The sequence below is a fragment of the Dermacoccus sp. CCH2-D9 genome (assembly GCF_001556795.1).
Taxonomy (GTDB): Bacteria; Actinomycetota; Actinomycetes; order Actinomycetales; family Dermatophilaceae; genus Dermacoccus; species Dermacoccus nishinomiyaensis.
In genome coordinates this window covers 66,866-78,351 of sequence record NZ_LSJT01000062.1, presented here as the reverse complement: position 1 = coordinate 78,351, position 11,486 = coordinate 66,866, and the positions used below count along the sequence as shown (strand labels likewise).

The window sequence follows — 11,486 nt, the reverse complement described above, 5'->3', positions numbered from 1 at the left end:
AGCAGCCGCTGATGGCGCGTTCCTGACGAAGCGGTGCCCTCCCCCACGCGGGGTGGGCACCGCTTCGTCGTGGGCGCGCGACGCCTGCGGGGTGGGCACCGAGCTGACGGACGATAAGCTGGGCGTGTGTATTTCACGGATCGGGGTATCGAGGAGCTCGCGGCGCGCCGCGGCGAAGAAGACGTGACGTTCGAGTGGCTCGCGGAGCAGCTGCGTCATTTCGTCGACCTCAACCCGGAGTTCGAGATCCCCGTCGAACGCCTCGCCACGTGGTTGGCGCGGCTCGACGACGACGATGACGAGTGAGTGAAGGCGGTCGTAGCGTGTCCTACCCCACCGAAGGCAGCGAGCCCGAGTTCCGGCCGAGCGCCGATTTCCACGTCGCCGAGGGTGAGCGCCGTGTCGGCCTCGTCTTCGTCGGCGACAGCTTCGTCAACGGCTACGGCGACCCGAAGGCCCTGGGGTGGGTCTCGCGGGTCGTCGCGCGTACGCCGCACGAGGGCGTCAGGCTGACGACGTACAACCTCGGCGTGCGCGGCGACAGTTCCTCGGACGTCCTCGCGCGCTGGCGGGGTGAGGCGGCGCTGCGGTGGAAGAACTGCAACGAGCGCCGACTCGTCATCGGCTTCGGCACGAACGACGCCGCGCAGGGTCTGACGACGGCACGTTCGCGCCTCAACCTCGCGAACATCCTCGACGATGCGTCGACGAACGGCATCGCGACGTTCGTCGTCGGCCCGCCGCCCACGAGCGACCCGGAGATGAACGCGAAGCTCGAGGTGCTCGTCGACGCGCACGCAGACGTCTGCGCGCGTCGTGGCGTGACGTATGTCGACTGCTTCCGCCCGCTGCTCGGGCACGATCAGTGGCAGTCGGATCTTGCCGCCAGCGACGGCTACCACCCCGGCCAGGCGGGCTACGGCCTCATGGCGTGGCTCGTGCTTCACGCCGGTTGGCAGGACTGGCTCTCCGTCTGACGGCCCTCATCGCACCTTCGAGCGCCTCACGTCGTCGACGTGGGGCGCTCGTCGTCCCGACAACCACGTTCTGACCCCCCTTCGGGGGCCGGCCGGAAGGCGAGACAAGGGAATGTCAGTACGCGCCGTCGCGTGCCAGGACGGCGCGGAGGGTCTTGAACATGATGACGAGGTCGCCGGACAGGGACCAGTTCTCGACGTAGTAGAGATCCTTGCGCACGGATTCTTGCCAGGAGAGGTTCGAGCGTCCGCCGACCTGCCAGGGTCCAGTGATGCCTGGTTTGACGTTGAGGCGGCGGTGGACGTGGTGGTCATAGGCTTCGACCTCGCGGGGCAGTGGGGGGCGTGGTCCGACGAGTGACATGCTGCCGGCGATGACGTCGAACAGTTGCGGCAGTTCGTCGAGGCTGTAGCGGCGGATGAAGGCGCCGACGCGGGTGGTGCGGGGGTCGTCTTTCATCTTGAACAGTAGGCCGGAGCCGTCGTTCTGTCGTTCGAGTCCGGCGAGGCGCGCTTCGGCGTCGACGGCCATCGAGCGGAACTTGGTCATCTTGAACAGCGTTCCGTTGACGCCTACTCGGGTCTGGCGGAAGAAGATGGGCCCGGGGCTGTCGAGGCGGACGGCGATGGCGATGGCGAACAGGATCGGGGCGACGAGGACGACCATCCCGGTGGCGATGACGAGGTCGAAGGCCCGTTTGAGGGAGTACTTGACGCCGCTGTAGCGGGGCATCTCGACGCTCATGAGCGGCAACCCTTCGATGGGGTGCCAATGGATGCGGGGGCCTGCGACGTCCGTCATGCGGCTGGCGAGGGCGAGGCGGATGGTGGTGTCCTCGAGCTGCCAGCCGAGTTCGCGCAGCTGCTTGCGGTTGATGCGGTTATGGCCGGCGACGATGATCGTGCTGGCCTCGTAGCGGTGCACGGCGTCGACGACGTCGGCGATCGCGCCGGCCTGGGGCACGACCACTCCGTTGGCGAGCTCGAACGTCGGAGCATCGGTCGTGTCCGTCGCGACGGCGCGCACGACTAGGCCCGCAGCCGGGTTGCGGGCTATGCCTTCGGCGACGTAGCGCACCTCATGCGGTGAGCCGACGACGACGACGCCGTCGACGAGCATCGCGCGGCGGCGTCGCGCGAGCACCCAGCGGCGGACCAGGAGACGTTCGATGAGAAGCAGGACGAGCCCGAGTGGGAGGGCGACGGCCAGGAAGCCGCGCGCTACCTGCCAGCGCAGCAGGACGAGGACGATCGCGAGCGCGCCGAACGTGAAGAACGTGGCGCGCACGACACGACGATATTCGTCGGTGCCGATCGCGATGATCTCCATGTTGTACGCCTGATTGAGAAGCAGCGAGGCCTGCCATCCGAGGATGAGGGCGGGCACGACGACGAGGTAGAGGTTGCCCTGCGAGCGAACGGTGTCGAGCGACGCCTCCGCCATTGCGAAGCGCGCGAAGAACCCGGCAGCCACGGCGAGTGTGATGACGCCCAGGTCGAGGACGAACAGCAGCAGGAACAGGTTGCGCCGCCAGTCGCCACGCATCCTGGCGAGCAGGTCGCGCCTACCTCTCGCCCCGTCAGTCATGCTCGCCGGCGCCTTTCCCCACAAAACCCTGTTTCCCCTTCGTCGGACGCGTCCGAATTCCCCTCGTTCCCGTTCGGCTGCGTTCCCCGCACCGCGGTCGTCTCGAGCCTGCGCCTCAGGCCCGCGCGCGCTCTGCAGCGCGCTCCTGCTGAACGACGCCGGATGCGGCGAGTCGTGCACGCCAGTCACCGATGCTCGGCCCGCGCGGTGAGCGTGCGAGCACGCTGTAGGCGGGCCTCGGCGCGGGCCGCTGGAACGCCTCCGTCGTCGTCGGGCGCACGCGCTCAGGATCCAGGCCTGCGAGGATGAATGCCTCTCGTGCGAGGTCGAACCATGACCCGCTGCCCGAACTCGTCCCATGGTAGAACCCGCCCGAGCATTCCTGCTCGATCAGCCCGACGATGGTGTCCGCCAGGTCGCCCGCCCACGTCGGCTGTCCGACCTGGTCGGCCACGACGTCGAGGGTGTCACGGTTCTGGGCGAGCTTCAGCATCGTCGCGACGAAGTTGCTTCCGTGCGCTCCGTAGAGCCATGCCGTGCGCACGATGAGCGCGTCGGGGTGCGTGGCACGAACGGCCCATTCTCCGGCCGCCTTGGTGCGTCCGTAGGCCGACTGCGGGGCCTGCGGGTGCTCGACATCGTACGGTTCCTCGGCGCGGCCGTCGAAGACGTAGTCGGTCGAGACGTGGACGAGCTGGGCATCCGCGGCCTGCGCGGTTCGAGCGACGTTGAACGCACCCGTCCCATTGAGTGCGAACGCCGCGGCCTCGTCGCTCTCAGCGGCATCGACGGCCGTGTACGCAGCACAGTTGACGACGACGTCCGGCGCGTGATCGCCGATGACGCGCTGCACCGTCTCCAGCTCGGTGACGTCGCATCCGGCGGAGCCGAGCGAGACGACGCTCTCACCGCGGCTGCGCAGCAGCGCGTCGAGATCCTGACCGAGCATGCCCGTGCCTCCGAGGACGAGCCAGCGACGCGCCATCGTCATGCCCCTTGACCGGTGGCGGTGTCAGCAGGCGCCGCGACGACCTGCTGGCTTGCGTACTTGGCCTCGGTGGCGTCCTTGAACGGACGCCACCACGACTCGTTCTCTCGGTACCAGGCGATCGTGGCGGCGAGGCCGTCGTCGAAGGAGGTGTAGCGCGGACTCCAGCCGAGTTCCTCGCGCAGCTTCGTCGAGTCGATCGCGTAGCGGCGGTCGTGGCCGGGCCGATCGGTGACGTGGTCGAAGTCGTCGGCGTCACGCCCCATCCCGGTGAGGATGGCCTGCACGACGGTCTTGTTGTCGAGCTCACCGTCGGCGCCGATGAGGTAGGTCTCCCCGATGCGCCCGCGCTCGATGATGGCCCAGACGGCCGCGTTGTGGTCGTCGACGTGGATCCAGTCGCGCACGTTGAGCCCGTCACCGTAGAGCTTGGGGCGCACGCCGTCGATGAGGTTAGTGATCTGGCGCGGGATGAACTTCTCGATGTGCTGGCGCGGACCGTAGTTGTTCGAGCAGTTCGAGATCGTCGCCCTGACGCCGAAGCTGCGCACCCAGGCACGCACGAGCATGTCGCTGCCGGCCTTGGTTGAGCTGTACGGGCTCGACGGGTTGTACGCCGTCGCCTCGGTGAAACGCTCCGGGTCATCGAGCTCGAGGTCGCCATACACCTCGTCGGTGGAGATGTGGTGGTACCGGACGTCGTGCTTGCGCGCCGCCTCGAGCAGCGTGTAGGTGCCGACGATGTTGGTCTGGACGAACGGCCACGGCTCGGCGAGGGAGTTGTCGTTGTGCGACTCGGCGGCGAAGTGGACGACGAGGTCGGACGCGGCGACGAGACGGTCGACGAGCGCGGCGTCGGCGATGTCGCCGCGCACCAGCTCGACGTGCTCCCCCAGCCCGTCGAGAGATCCCTCGTTGCCCGCATACGTCATGGCGTCGAGAACGACGATGCGCGCCTCTGGGCGCTCCTTCACCGTCAGGTGGACGAAGTTGCCGCCGATGAAGCCGGCTCCGCCGGTGACCAGGATCTGCACCCTGCCAGCATAAGGTAGGCCTATGAAGGGAATCATTCTCGCGGGGGGATCGGGAACGCGACTTCACCCGATCACACGGGGCATCAGCAAGCAGCTCATGCCGGTGTACGACAAGCCGATGATCTACTACCCGATCTCGACGCTCATGATGGCCGGAGTCCGCGAGATCCTCATCATCACGACGCCGCACGACAGCAAGCAGTTCCAGCGGCTGCTGGGCGAGGGATCCGACTGGGGTGTCGAGATCAGCTACGCCGTGCAGCCCTCGCCCGACGGCCTCGCGCAGGCGTTCATCATCGGCGAGGAGTTCATCGGCGACGACTCGGTCGCCCTCGTCCTCGGCGACAACATCTTCCACGGCGCCGGCATGGGGACGGCGCTGCAGGGCCACGCTGAGCTCACCGGTGGCCACGTCTTCGCTCATCACGTGACGAACCCGAGCGCCTACGGCGTCGTCGAGTTCGACGCGGACGGCAACGTCGTCTCGATCGAGGAGAAGCCGGAGCAGCCGAAGTCGCGTTACGCCGTGCCCGGCCTGTACTTCTACGACAACGACGTCGTCGACATCGCGAAGAACCTCGAGCCCTCCCCGCGTGGCGAGCTGGAGATCACGGGCGTCAACGACGAGTACCTGCGCCGCGGCAACCTCACGGTGACGGTGCTGCCGCGCGGCACCGCGTGGTTCGACACGGGCACCTTCAAGGGCCTCATGGACGCCTCGCAGTTCGTCCACGTCCTCGAGGAGCAGCAGGATCTGAAGGTCGGCTGCGTCGAGGAGATCGCGTGGCGTCAGGGCTGGATCGACGACGCGCAGTTCTCCGCCCTCGCCGACTCCCTCGTCAAGTCCGGTTACGGCGCCTACATGCACCGCGTCCTCGCCGAAGGCCACATCACCCCCGCCGTCCGCAAGGCCCTGTGATGGACATCCAGCCGCTGAAGATCGACGGCGCCTACGTCGTCACGCCCCGCCAGTTCCCCGACGGGCGCGGCGTGTTCATGGAGGGCTTCCGCGGCGACAAGCTCGCCGAGCACCTCGGCCACCGCATGGACGTCGTCCAGTCGAACATCTCGGTCAGCAGCCGCGGCACGGTGCGCGGCATCCACTTCGCCGACGTGCCACCGAGCCAGGCGAAGTACATCACCGTCCTGTCGGGCTCGATCATCGACTTCATCGTCGACATCCGCGTCGGGTCGCCGACGTTCGGGCAGTGGGAATCGGTCGTGCTCGACACGAGCGAACGCAAGGCGGTCTACCTCGCCGAGGGGCTCGGCCACGCGTTCTGCGCCCTCGAGGACGATTCGACGGCGATGTACCTGTGCAGCGCGCCCTACACCCCCTTGCGCGAGCACGGCATCAACCCCCTCGACACGACGGTGGGGCTGACCCTGCCCGACGACATCGAACCGCTGCTGTCCCCCAAGGACGAGGCTGCGCCGTCGCTGGCGCAGGCCGAGGCGTCGGGTCTGCTGCCGCGATACGACGACTGCGTGCGCTTCTACGACTCGTTGCGCTCGGCCTGATCGCAGCGGCCCGCGTCCTGCATGATCACGCGTGACGCACGTCTCACGAGGCGGCTCCAAGGTCGCTGCACGGGCACGGTGTCGCGCGCACGAGGCGGGCCGTAGGTCACGATCCCGCATACTTATGTCGTGTCGCTCGCCTGGGGCGAGGCGCGGTGGCATGCTGTGGCCATCGTCTCCGACGGCTCGCGTCGTCCCCATGCCGAAAGGCCCGCCCATGCGTCGTACCACCGCCCCCGCCCTCGCCGGCCTGAGTGCCACCGCTCTGTTGCTGTCGGGTTGTGGCTCCGACTCCCTCGACGGCTCCAAGAGCTCGGCCTCCTCGGGCGCTGCGGGCGCATCGAGCAAGGCCGCCGAGGTGACGAAGGACGACTCGCTCGCCAAGCTCGTCCCCGCCGCCATCGCCAAGGAGGGCACCCTGACGATCGGTTCGGACGCCTCATACGCCCCGAACGAGTTCACGGCTGCCGACGGCAAGACGATCCAGGGCATGGACATCGACCTGCTCAACGCCGTCGCCGCGAAGCTCGGTCTCAAGATCACCTTCCAGAACGGCGACTTCGGCACCCTCATCGGCGGCGTCAACGCCGGCAAGTACCCGGCGGCGATCAGCTCGTTCACCATCAACGCCGAGCGCCTCAAGACCGCGAACATGGTGCAGTACTACAGCGCGGGCACCGCCTGGGTCACCGCCAAGGGCAACCCGAAGAAGCTCGACCCAGATAACGCGTGCGGCCTGACGATCGGCGTCCAGAAGGACACCGTGCAGCAGACCGACGACCTGCCCGCACGCAACAAGAAGTGCACTGCCGCGGGCAAGAAGCCGATCACGATCGTCAGCGAGGTCGCCCAGTCGAAGGTGACCGCCGACCTCATCGCCGGCAAGGTCGACGGCTTCGCGGCCGACTCCCCCGTCGCCAACTGGGCCGTCGCGAAGAACGACGCGAAGCTCGAGAAGGTCGGCTCGAAGTACGCCTCGGCCCCGTACGGCATCGTCGTCAAGAAGGACAACACGGCGTTCGCCGAGGCCATCTCGAAGGCCCTTGAGGCCCTCGACAAGGACGGCACCTACAAGAAGATCCTCGACGCCTGGAGCAACGGTGACGGCGCCGTCACCTCGTTCCCGGTCAACCCCAAGCCCTGATCGCGACCGACATGACCGACACCACCACCGAGCGGCCGGGCGTCATCGACGCCCGGCCGGTCCGGCATCCCGGCCGATGGGTCGCCCTCGCCGTCATCGCCGTCCTCGTCGCGATGATGATCAGCTCCGTCGTCACCAACAAGGCCTGGGACTGGCCGTTCGTGCTCAAGGTGATGAACTACTCGCCCGTGCTCGACGGACTGCTCAAGGGCACGATCATCGTGACGATCGTGTCGATGATCCTGGGCGTCGTGCTCGGCGTCATCCTCGCGATCATGCGCCTGTCGGACAACCCCGTGCTGCGCGGCGTGGCGTTCGTCTACATCTGGTTCTTCCGGGCCGTGCCGCGCTACGTCCTCATGACGATCCTCGGTCTCGGCGTCCTGACCCTCTACCCGACCCTCGATCTCGGCGTGCCGTTCGGCAAGGACCTCGGGCTGACGTTCTACACCCTCGACGTCAAGACGATCAGCTCCGGAATCACCGTCGGCATCATCGGCCTCGGACTGTCCGAAGCCGCCTACATGGCGGAGATCGCGCGCGCCGGCATCCTGTCCGTCGACAACGGTCAGCGTGAGGCCGCCCAGGCCCTCGGCATGAGCAACGGCAAGGCCATGCGCCGCATCATCCTGCCGCAGGCGATGCGCGTCATCGTGCCGCCGACCGGCAACGAGGCCATCTCGATGGTCAAGGACACGTCGCTGCTGACGGCCGTACCCGTCACCGCCGAACTGTTCAACCAGGCGCAGAACGTCGCCAACAACACGTACAAGGTGATGCCGAGCTACGTCGGCGCCCTCATGTGGTACCTCATCCTCTGCACGCTGCTCATGCTGCTGCAGAGCTGGCTGGAGCGACGCTTCGCGCGCGGCTTCGGGGCGCAGGGCACCACGACCGGCGGGTTCCGCTCACGTCTGTCCTCGATCGGAAGTGACCACTGATGAGCACCGCCGCCGCCGGGGCGAGCAACGCCCAGCCGCGACCGTCCGCCACCACGGCCCCCGTGGCCTCACGCTCCGATGAGCCACTCGTGCACGCCGTCAACGTCATGAAGTCGTTCGGCAAGCACGAGGTGCTCAAGGGCATCGACCTCGACGTCCACCCCGGCGAGGTCGTCGTGCTGCTCGGCCCGTCGGGCTCGGGCAAGACGACGTTCCTGCGCTGCATCAACCAGCTCGAGACGATCGACGGCGGGCGCATCTGGGTCGACGGCGACCTCATGGGTTACGCCGACAAGGGTGGGCAACTGCACCGCCTCACGGACAGGAAGATCGCCGCGCAGCGTCGTGAGATCGGCATGGTCTTCCAGCGCTTCAACCTCTTCCCACACATGACGGCCCTCGAGAACGTCATGGAGGCGCCCGTCCAGGTCAAGGGCGTGGGCAAGGCCGAGGCGAAGGCGGAGGCCGAGCGGCTGCTCGAACGGGTCGGGCTCGGCGACAAGACGAAGCACTACCCCAGCCAGCTCTCGGGCGGCCAGCAGCAGCGCGTCGCCATCGCCCGCGCGCTCGCGATGCAGCCGAAGCTCATGCTGTTCGACGAGCCGACGTCCGCCCTCGACCCCGAACTGGTCGGCGAGGTGCTCGCCGTCATGAAGGAACTGGCCAAGGACGGGATGACGATGGTCGTCGTCACGCACGAGATGAGTTTCGCGCGGGACGTCGCGGACCGTGTCGTGTTCATGGACGCCGGCGTCGTCGTCGAGACCGGCGCGCCGCGCGACGTCATCAACAACCCGCAGCACGAGCGCACCAAGAGCTTCCTGTCGCGCATTCGCAGCGAGCACGAGGCGATCGCCGCCCTCGTCGACGACGAACTGCTCTGACGCTCGCCCAGCTGCACCCCACTACCCTGGTGGGATGCAGCTGGGCTTCGTCGTCGTCAGGGGTCGCTCGATGGAACCGACCTACGTCGACGGCGACGTCGTCCTCGTCGCCTGGGGTGCGTCGCCCCGGGTCGGGCGCTGCCACGTCGTCCGCCTCCCTGACGGCGACGACGGCCCCCGCCCGCTCGCGATCAAACGGGTGACGAGGCGCGAACGCCTCGCCGACGGCGCGTCGGGCTGGTGGGTGGAGCGTGACAACCCCCGTGAGGGGGTCGACTCATGGCTCGTCGGGGCGCTGGGGGACGAGGCGATGCGGGGGCGGGTCGTCAGCCTCGACTCCCCAGTGATGACGCAGATTCTGCGACGTTGTCGCACCTGCGTCAGCACCTTTCGCCGGGGCCGTGTCGCGCGATAGGTTGAGAGCAGTGCTGCCGCTCGGCAGCTGATCACCAGCAGCAAGGAGTCCCTCATGCTGAAGCGTTTCTTCACCCCCACCGTCGAGGTCTCGGCTCACTGCGACCTGCCCTGCGGCGTCTACGACCCTGCCCAGGCCCGCATCGAGGCCGAGTCGGTCAAGGCCATCATCGCCAAGGTCGCCGACAAGCCCGGCGACGAAGACTTCAAGATGCGCGCCACGATCATCAAGGAGCAGCGCAGCCAGCTCGTCAAGGAGCACCTGTGGGTGCTGTGGACGGACTACTTCAAGCCCCCGCACTTCGAGAAGTACCCGCAGCTTCACACCCTCGTCAACGAGGCAACGAAGCTCGCCGGTGCAAGCGGCACCAAGGGCGAGTGGGACATCGCCAAGGCTGACGAGTTGCTCGGCAAGATCGACGAGATCGCTCGCATCTTCGCGGAGACGAAGCAGGCCTGAGCCTCCCTCCCGCAACGAGAACGGCCCGGCATCCCCCTTGGATGCCGGGCCGTTCTCGCTGCCTCACCTGCGGTTCTCGTTCACCGTCGCGAATCCCGTCCCCTCCTGCGATTTCCGTCCACATCGGCGATTCTCGTCCACCTTCATGACGTCAGGTGCGTCAGTGCACGAGGCGGAGGATGACGTCGAGCAACGCCACCCCGGCGACGGTGTACACGCCGGCCCAGATGAGGCTGCCGACGGCGACGGCCGGCAGGTAGCGCACGAGCGGCATCCGGCCGGCCCCGGCCATGAGGTTGACGGCCGTCTGCACGCCGACCGTCAGGAACGACAGCGGGACGGCGAGCGGGCCGAAGCGGTGCACCATGCCCTCGGCGCGCTTGACGGAGCGCGCGTCGAGGTGGTGGGCGTACTTCGGGTGCCGACGCCAGCCGCCGATCGCGCCGCGGCCGATCCAGTATGTCGCGTTGGCTCGCGCCATGACGATGCAGAACAGGATGCCGAACGCGAGCGCCACGGGCATCTCACGGATCGATTCCATGCGTTCAGACGGCCTCGGCCCGAGCGTTCGCACCCGCGGGGTAGCAGGCGTCCAGCGCGTCGAAGACTGCGGCGTTGAGGGCGAAGGCGCGACCGGCGGCGTCGAGGGCCTCGTCCTGCTCCTGCGTCGTGAGGGCCAACTCATCGAGGCGGGCGCGGTAGGCGTCCTTGTACGTCTTCGGCTTGGCGATGTCGAAGCGGTAGAAGGTGAGGACATCGTGAGGCGCGTCGTAGTGGCGGCGCATGAGCGTCGCGATGATCTGCCCGCCGGACAGATCCCCGAGGTAGCGCGTGTAGTGGTGGCCGATGAGCGTGGCCGGCGAGGCGGCGCAGGCGACGAGGTCGTCGACGTAGCGCTGCGTGGCGGGCAGGATCGCCGTGGCGTCCGCATAGCCGAGGCGTTCCAGCGCGGCGAGGTCGTGACGCAGCGATGCGGCGCGCTCGAGTGCCGGGTCCAGCAGCGGCGCGAGGCGGGGGTCATCGCGGTGCGTCGCGCACGCCGACTCGAGGTGGTCGTACACCGGCAGCAGCTGACGCTGCAGCCCCTGGTGCGCGCCGATGCTGCTCTCGCCGCCCATGAGGCGGGTCATGAAGCCGCGGTTCTCGGCGTGCTCGTGCGCGGCACGGGTGTGGTCGCGCAGCGCGGCCGACAGGGGCGGGGTGAGGGCCGTCGTCATGGATCCGAGCCTTTCTGATGAGGAAGGCTCACCTTAATAAAGGTCCACCTCCGCTCGGATCAATCGAACGGTTGATCCGAGACTCCACCTCCCCACCACGCCAGGCCGACGAGAGCGAGCCGCCTCTCGCTGCGCGGATGCCCGCAGGGGGCACGAGCGCGATGTGACAGAATGGGGAGGTTGGCCCCCGACGTACCGGGGGGAAGACCCCGAACCAGGGAGCAAGACCATGAGCAAGCGCGCACGCAAGCGTCGCAGCCGCAAGGGCAAGGGCGCGAACCACGGCAAGAAGCCCAACGCCTGAGCATCTGCCGCAGA

15 protein-coding genes are annotated in these 11,486 nt (G+C 67.9%); 10 read left to right on the top strand and 5 right to left on the bottom strand.

The window, feature by feature from the left end; translation table 11 throughout:
* Positions 1 to 126 precede the first annotated feature (126 nt).
* Both AX669_RS05680 and AX669_RS05675 read left to right on the top strand, forming a co-directional pair.
* The gene (locus tag AX669_RS05680) at positions 127 to 306 is read left to right on the top strand and encodes a DUF6104 family protein (protein ID WP_006946035.1); all 180 of its coding nucleotides are present in this window, start codon (positions 127 to 129) and stop codon (positions 304 to 306) included.
* 17 nt (positions 307 to 323) lie between these two features.
* Positions 324 to 977 carry a GDSL-type esterase/lipase family protein gene (locus AX669_RS05675; protein WP_006945919.1) on the top strand — a complete coding sequence of 218 codons (654 nt, stop codon included), beginning with the start codon at positions 324 to 326 and terminating at the stop codon, positions 975 to 977.
* A gap of 115 nt (positions 978 to 1,092) precedes the next feature.
* On the opposite strand, the gene AX669_RS05670 is transcribed toward AX669_RS05675, so the two are convergent.
* The 3 genes from AX669_RS05670 to rfbB all read right to left on the bottom strand — a co-directional run bounded on the left by AX669_RS05670 (position 1,093) and on the right by rfbB (position 4,587).
* Positions 1,093 to 2,565, bottom strand: a complete 1,473-nt coding sequence (locus AX669_RS05670; RefSeq protein ID WP_082740619.1) for a sugar transferase — start codon at positions 2,563 to 2,565, stop codon at positions 1,093 to 1,095.
* A 115-nt stretch (positions 2,566 to 2,680) separates the two neighbouring features.
* Complete coding sequence (gene rfbD, locus AX669_RS05665; protein WP_062257165.1) at positions 2,681 to 3,550, bottom strand: dTDP-4-dehydrorhamnose reductase; 870 nt, start codon at positions 3,548 to 3,550, stop codon at positions 2,681 to 2,683.
* A 2-nt stretch (positions 3,551 to 3,552) separates the two neighbouring features.
* Positions 3,553 to 4,587: a dTDP-glucose 4,6-dehydratase gene (gene rfbB / locus AX669_RS05660; RefSeq protein WP_062257137.1), complete on the bottom strand. Its 1,035-nt coding sequence runs from the start codon at positions 4,585 to 4,587 to the stop codon at positions 3,553 to 3,555.
* A 22-nt stretch (positions 4,588 to 4,609) separates the two neighbouring features.
* Here rfbB and rfbA point away from each other — a divergent pair, with 22 nt between their 5' ends.
* The 7 genes from rfbA (at position 4,610) to sodN (ending at position 9,951) form a co-directional block, all read left to right on the top strand.
* The gene (gene rfbA, locus AX669_RS05655) at positions 4,610 to 5,506 is read left to right on the top strand and encodes a glucose-1-phosphate thymidylyltransferase RfbA (protein ID WP_006945868.1); all 897 of its coding nucleotides are present in this window, start codon (positions 4,610 to 4,612) and stop codon (positions 5,504 to 5,506) included.
* Positions 5,506 to 6,108: a dTDP-4-dehydrorhamnose 3,5-epimerase family protein gene (locus AX669_RS05650; protein ID WP_082740618.1), complete on the top strand. Its 603-nt coding sequence runs from the start codon at positions 5,506 to 5,508 to the stop codon at positions 6,106 to 6,108. The genes rfbA and AX669_RS05650 overlap by 1 nt, the downstream gene beginning before the upstream one ends.
* Positions 6,109 to 6,325: 217 nt before the next feature.
* Positions 6,326 to 7,252, top strand: coding sequence for an ABC transporter substrate-binding protein (locus AX669_RS05645; RefSeq protein WP_062257135.1), 927 nt, complete (start codon positions 6,326 to 6,328; stop codon positions 7,250 to 7,252).
* An 11-nt stretch (positions 7,253 to 7,263) separates the two neighbouring features.
* Positions 7,264 to 8,193 (top strand): amino acid ABC transporter permease, encoded by a 930-nt coding sequence (locus AX669_RS05640; protein ID WP_062257133.1) that lies wholly within the window; start codon positions 7,264 to 7,266, stop codon positions 8,191 to 8,193.
* Positions 8,194 to 8,300: 107 nt separating this feature from the next.
* Entirely contained in the window at positions 8,301 to 9,077 is a 777-nt protein-coding gene (locus tag AX669_RS05635) for an amino acid ABC transporter ATP-binding protein (RefSeq protein ID WP_156444936.1), read from the top strand.
* A gap of 34 nt (positions 9,078 to 9,111) precedes the next feature.
* On the top strand, positions 9,112 to 9,492 hold the full coding sequence (locus AX669_RS05630; RefSeq protein ID WP_062257129.1) for a S24/S26 family peptidase: 381 nt from the start codon (positions 9,112 to 9,114) through the stop codon (positions 9,490 to 9,492).
* Between the two features lie 54 nt (positions 9,493 to 9,546).
* A complete protein-coding gene (gene sodN, locus AX669_RS05625) occupies positions 9,547 to 9,951 on the top strand; it encodes a superoxide dismutase, Ni (protein ID WP_006945950.1) in 405 nt (134 codons plus the stop codon).
* Between the two features lie 160 nt (positions 9,952 to 10,111).
* Here the strand turns inward: sodN and AX669_RS05620 are convergent, their stop codons facing one another.
* Entirely contained in the window at positions 10,112 to 10,492 is a 381-nt protein-coding gene (locus AX669_RS05620) for a DedA family protein (protein WP_062257127.1), read from the bottom strand.
* Positions 10,493 to 10,496: 4 nt separating this feature from the next.
* Positions 10,497 to 11,168 (bottom strand): heme oxygenase (biliverdin-producing), encoded by a 672-nt coding sequence (locus AX669_RS05615; protein ID WP_062257125.1) that lies wholly within the window; start codon positions 11,166 to 11,168, stop codon positions 10,497 to 10,499.
* A gap of 229 nt (positions 11,169 to 11,397) precedes the next feature.
* Here AX669_RS05615 and AX669_RS14190 point away from each other — a divergent pair, with 229 nt between their 5' ends.
* Positions 11,398 to 11,472 (top strand): 50S ribosomal protein bL37, encoded by a 75-nt coding sequence (locus AX669_RS14190; protein ID WP_369798754.1) that lies wholly within the window; start codon positions 11,398 to 11,400, stop codon positions 11,470 to 11,472.
* The last annotated feature ends 14 nt before the right edge of the window (positions 11,473 to 11,486 follow it).

Excerpts from the sequence above, each read along its gene's own strand:
- AX669_RS05670 (WP_082740619.1), bottom strand. The coding sequence starts at position 2,565 with ATGACTGACGGGGCGAGAGGTAGGCGCGACCTGCTCGCCAGGATGCGT.
- rfbD (WP_062257165.1), bottom strand. The coding sequence starts at position 3,550 with ATGGCGCGTCGCTGGCTCGTCCTCGGAGGCACGGGCATGCTCGGTCAG.
- rfbA (WP_006945868.1), top strand. The coding sequence starts at position 4,610 with ATGAAGGGAATCATTCTCGCGGGGGGATCGGGAACGCGACTTCACCCG.
- AX669_RS05650 (WP_082740618.1), top strand. The coding sequence starts at position 5,506 with ATGGACATCCAGCCGCTGAAGATCGACGGCGCCTACGTCGTCACGCCC.
- AX669_RS05645 (WP_062257135.1), top strand. The coding sequence starts at position 6,326 with ATGCGTCGTACCACCGCCCCCGCCCTCGCCGGCCTGAGTGCCACCGCT.
- AX669_RS05640 (WP_062257133.1), top strand. The coding sequence starts at position 7,264 with ATGACCGACACCACCACCGAGCGGCCGGGCGTCATCGACGCCCGGCCG.
- AX669_RS05635 (WP_156444936.1), top strand. The coding sequence starts at position 8,301 with ATGAAGTCGTTCGGCAAGCACGAGGTGCTCAAGGGCATCGACCTCGAC.
- AX669_RS05630 (WP_062257129.1), top strand. The coding sequence starts at position 9,112 with ATGCAGCTGGGCTTCGTCGTCGTCAGGGGTCGCTCGATGGAACCGACC.
- sodN (WP_006945950.1), top strand. The coding sequence starts at position 9,547 with ATGCTGAAGCGTTTCTTCACCCCCACCGTCGAGGTCTCGGCTCACTGC.
- AX669_RS05620 (WP_062257127.1), bottom strand. The coding sequence starts at position 10,492 with ATGGAATCGATCCGTGAGATGCCCGTGGCGCTCGCGTTCGGCATCCTG.
- AX669_RS05615 (WP_062257125.1), bottom strand. The coding sequence starts at position 11,168 with ATGACGACGGCCCTCACCCCGCCCCTGTCGGCCGCGCTGCGCGACCAC.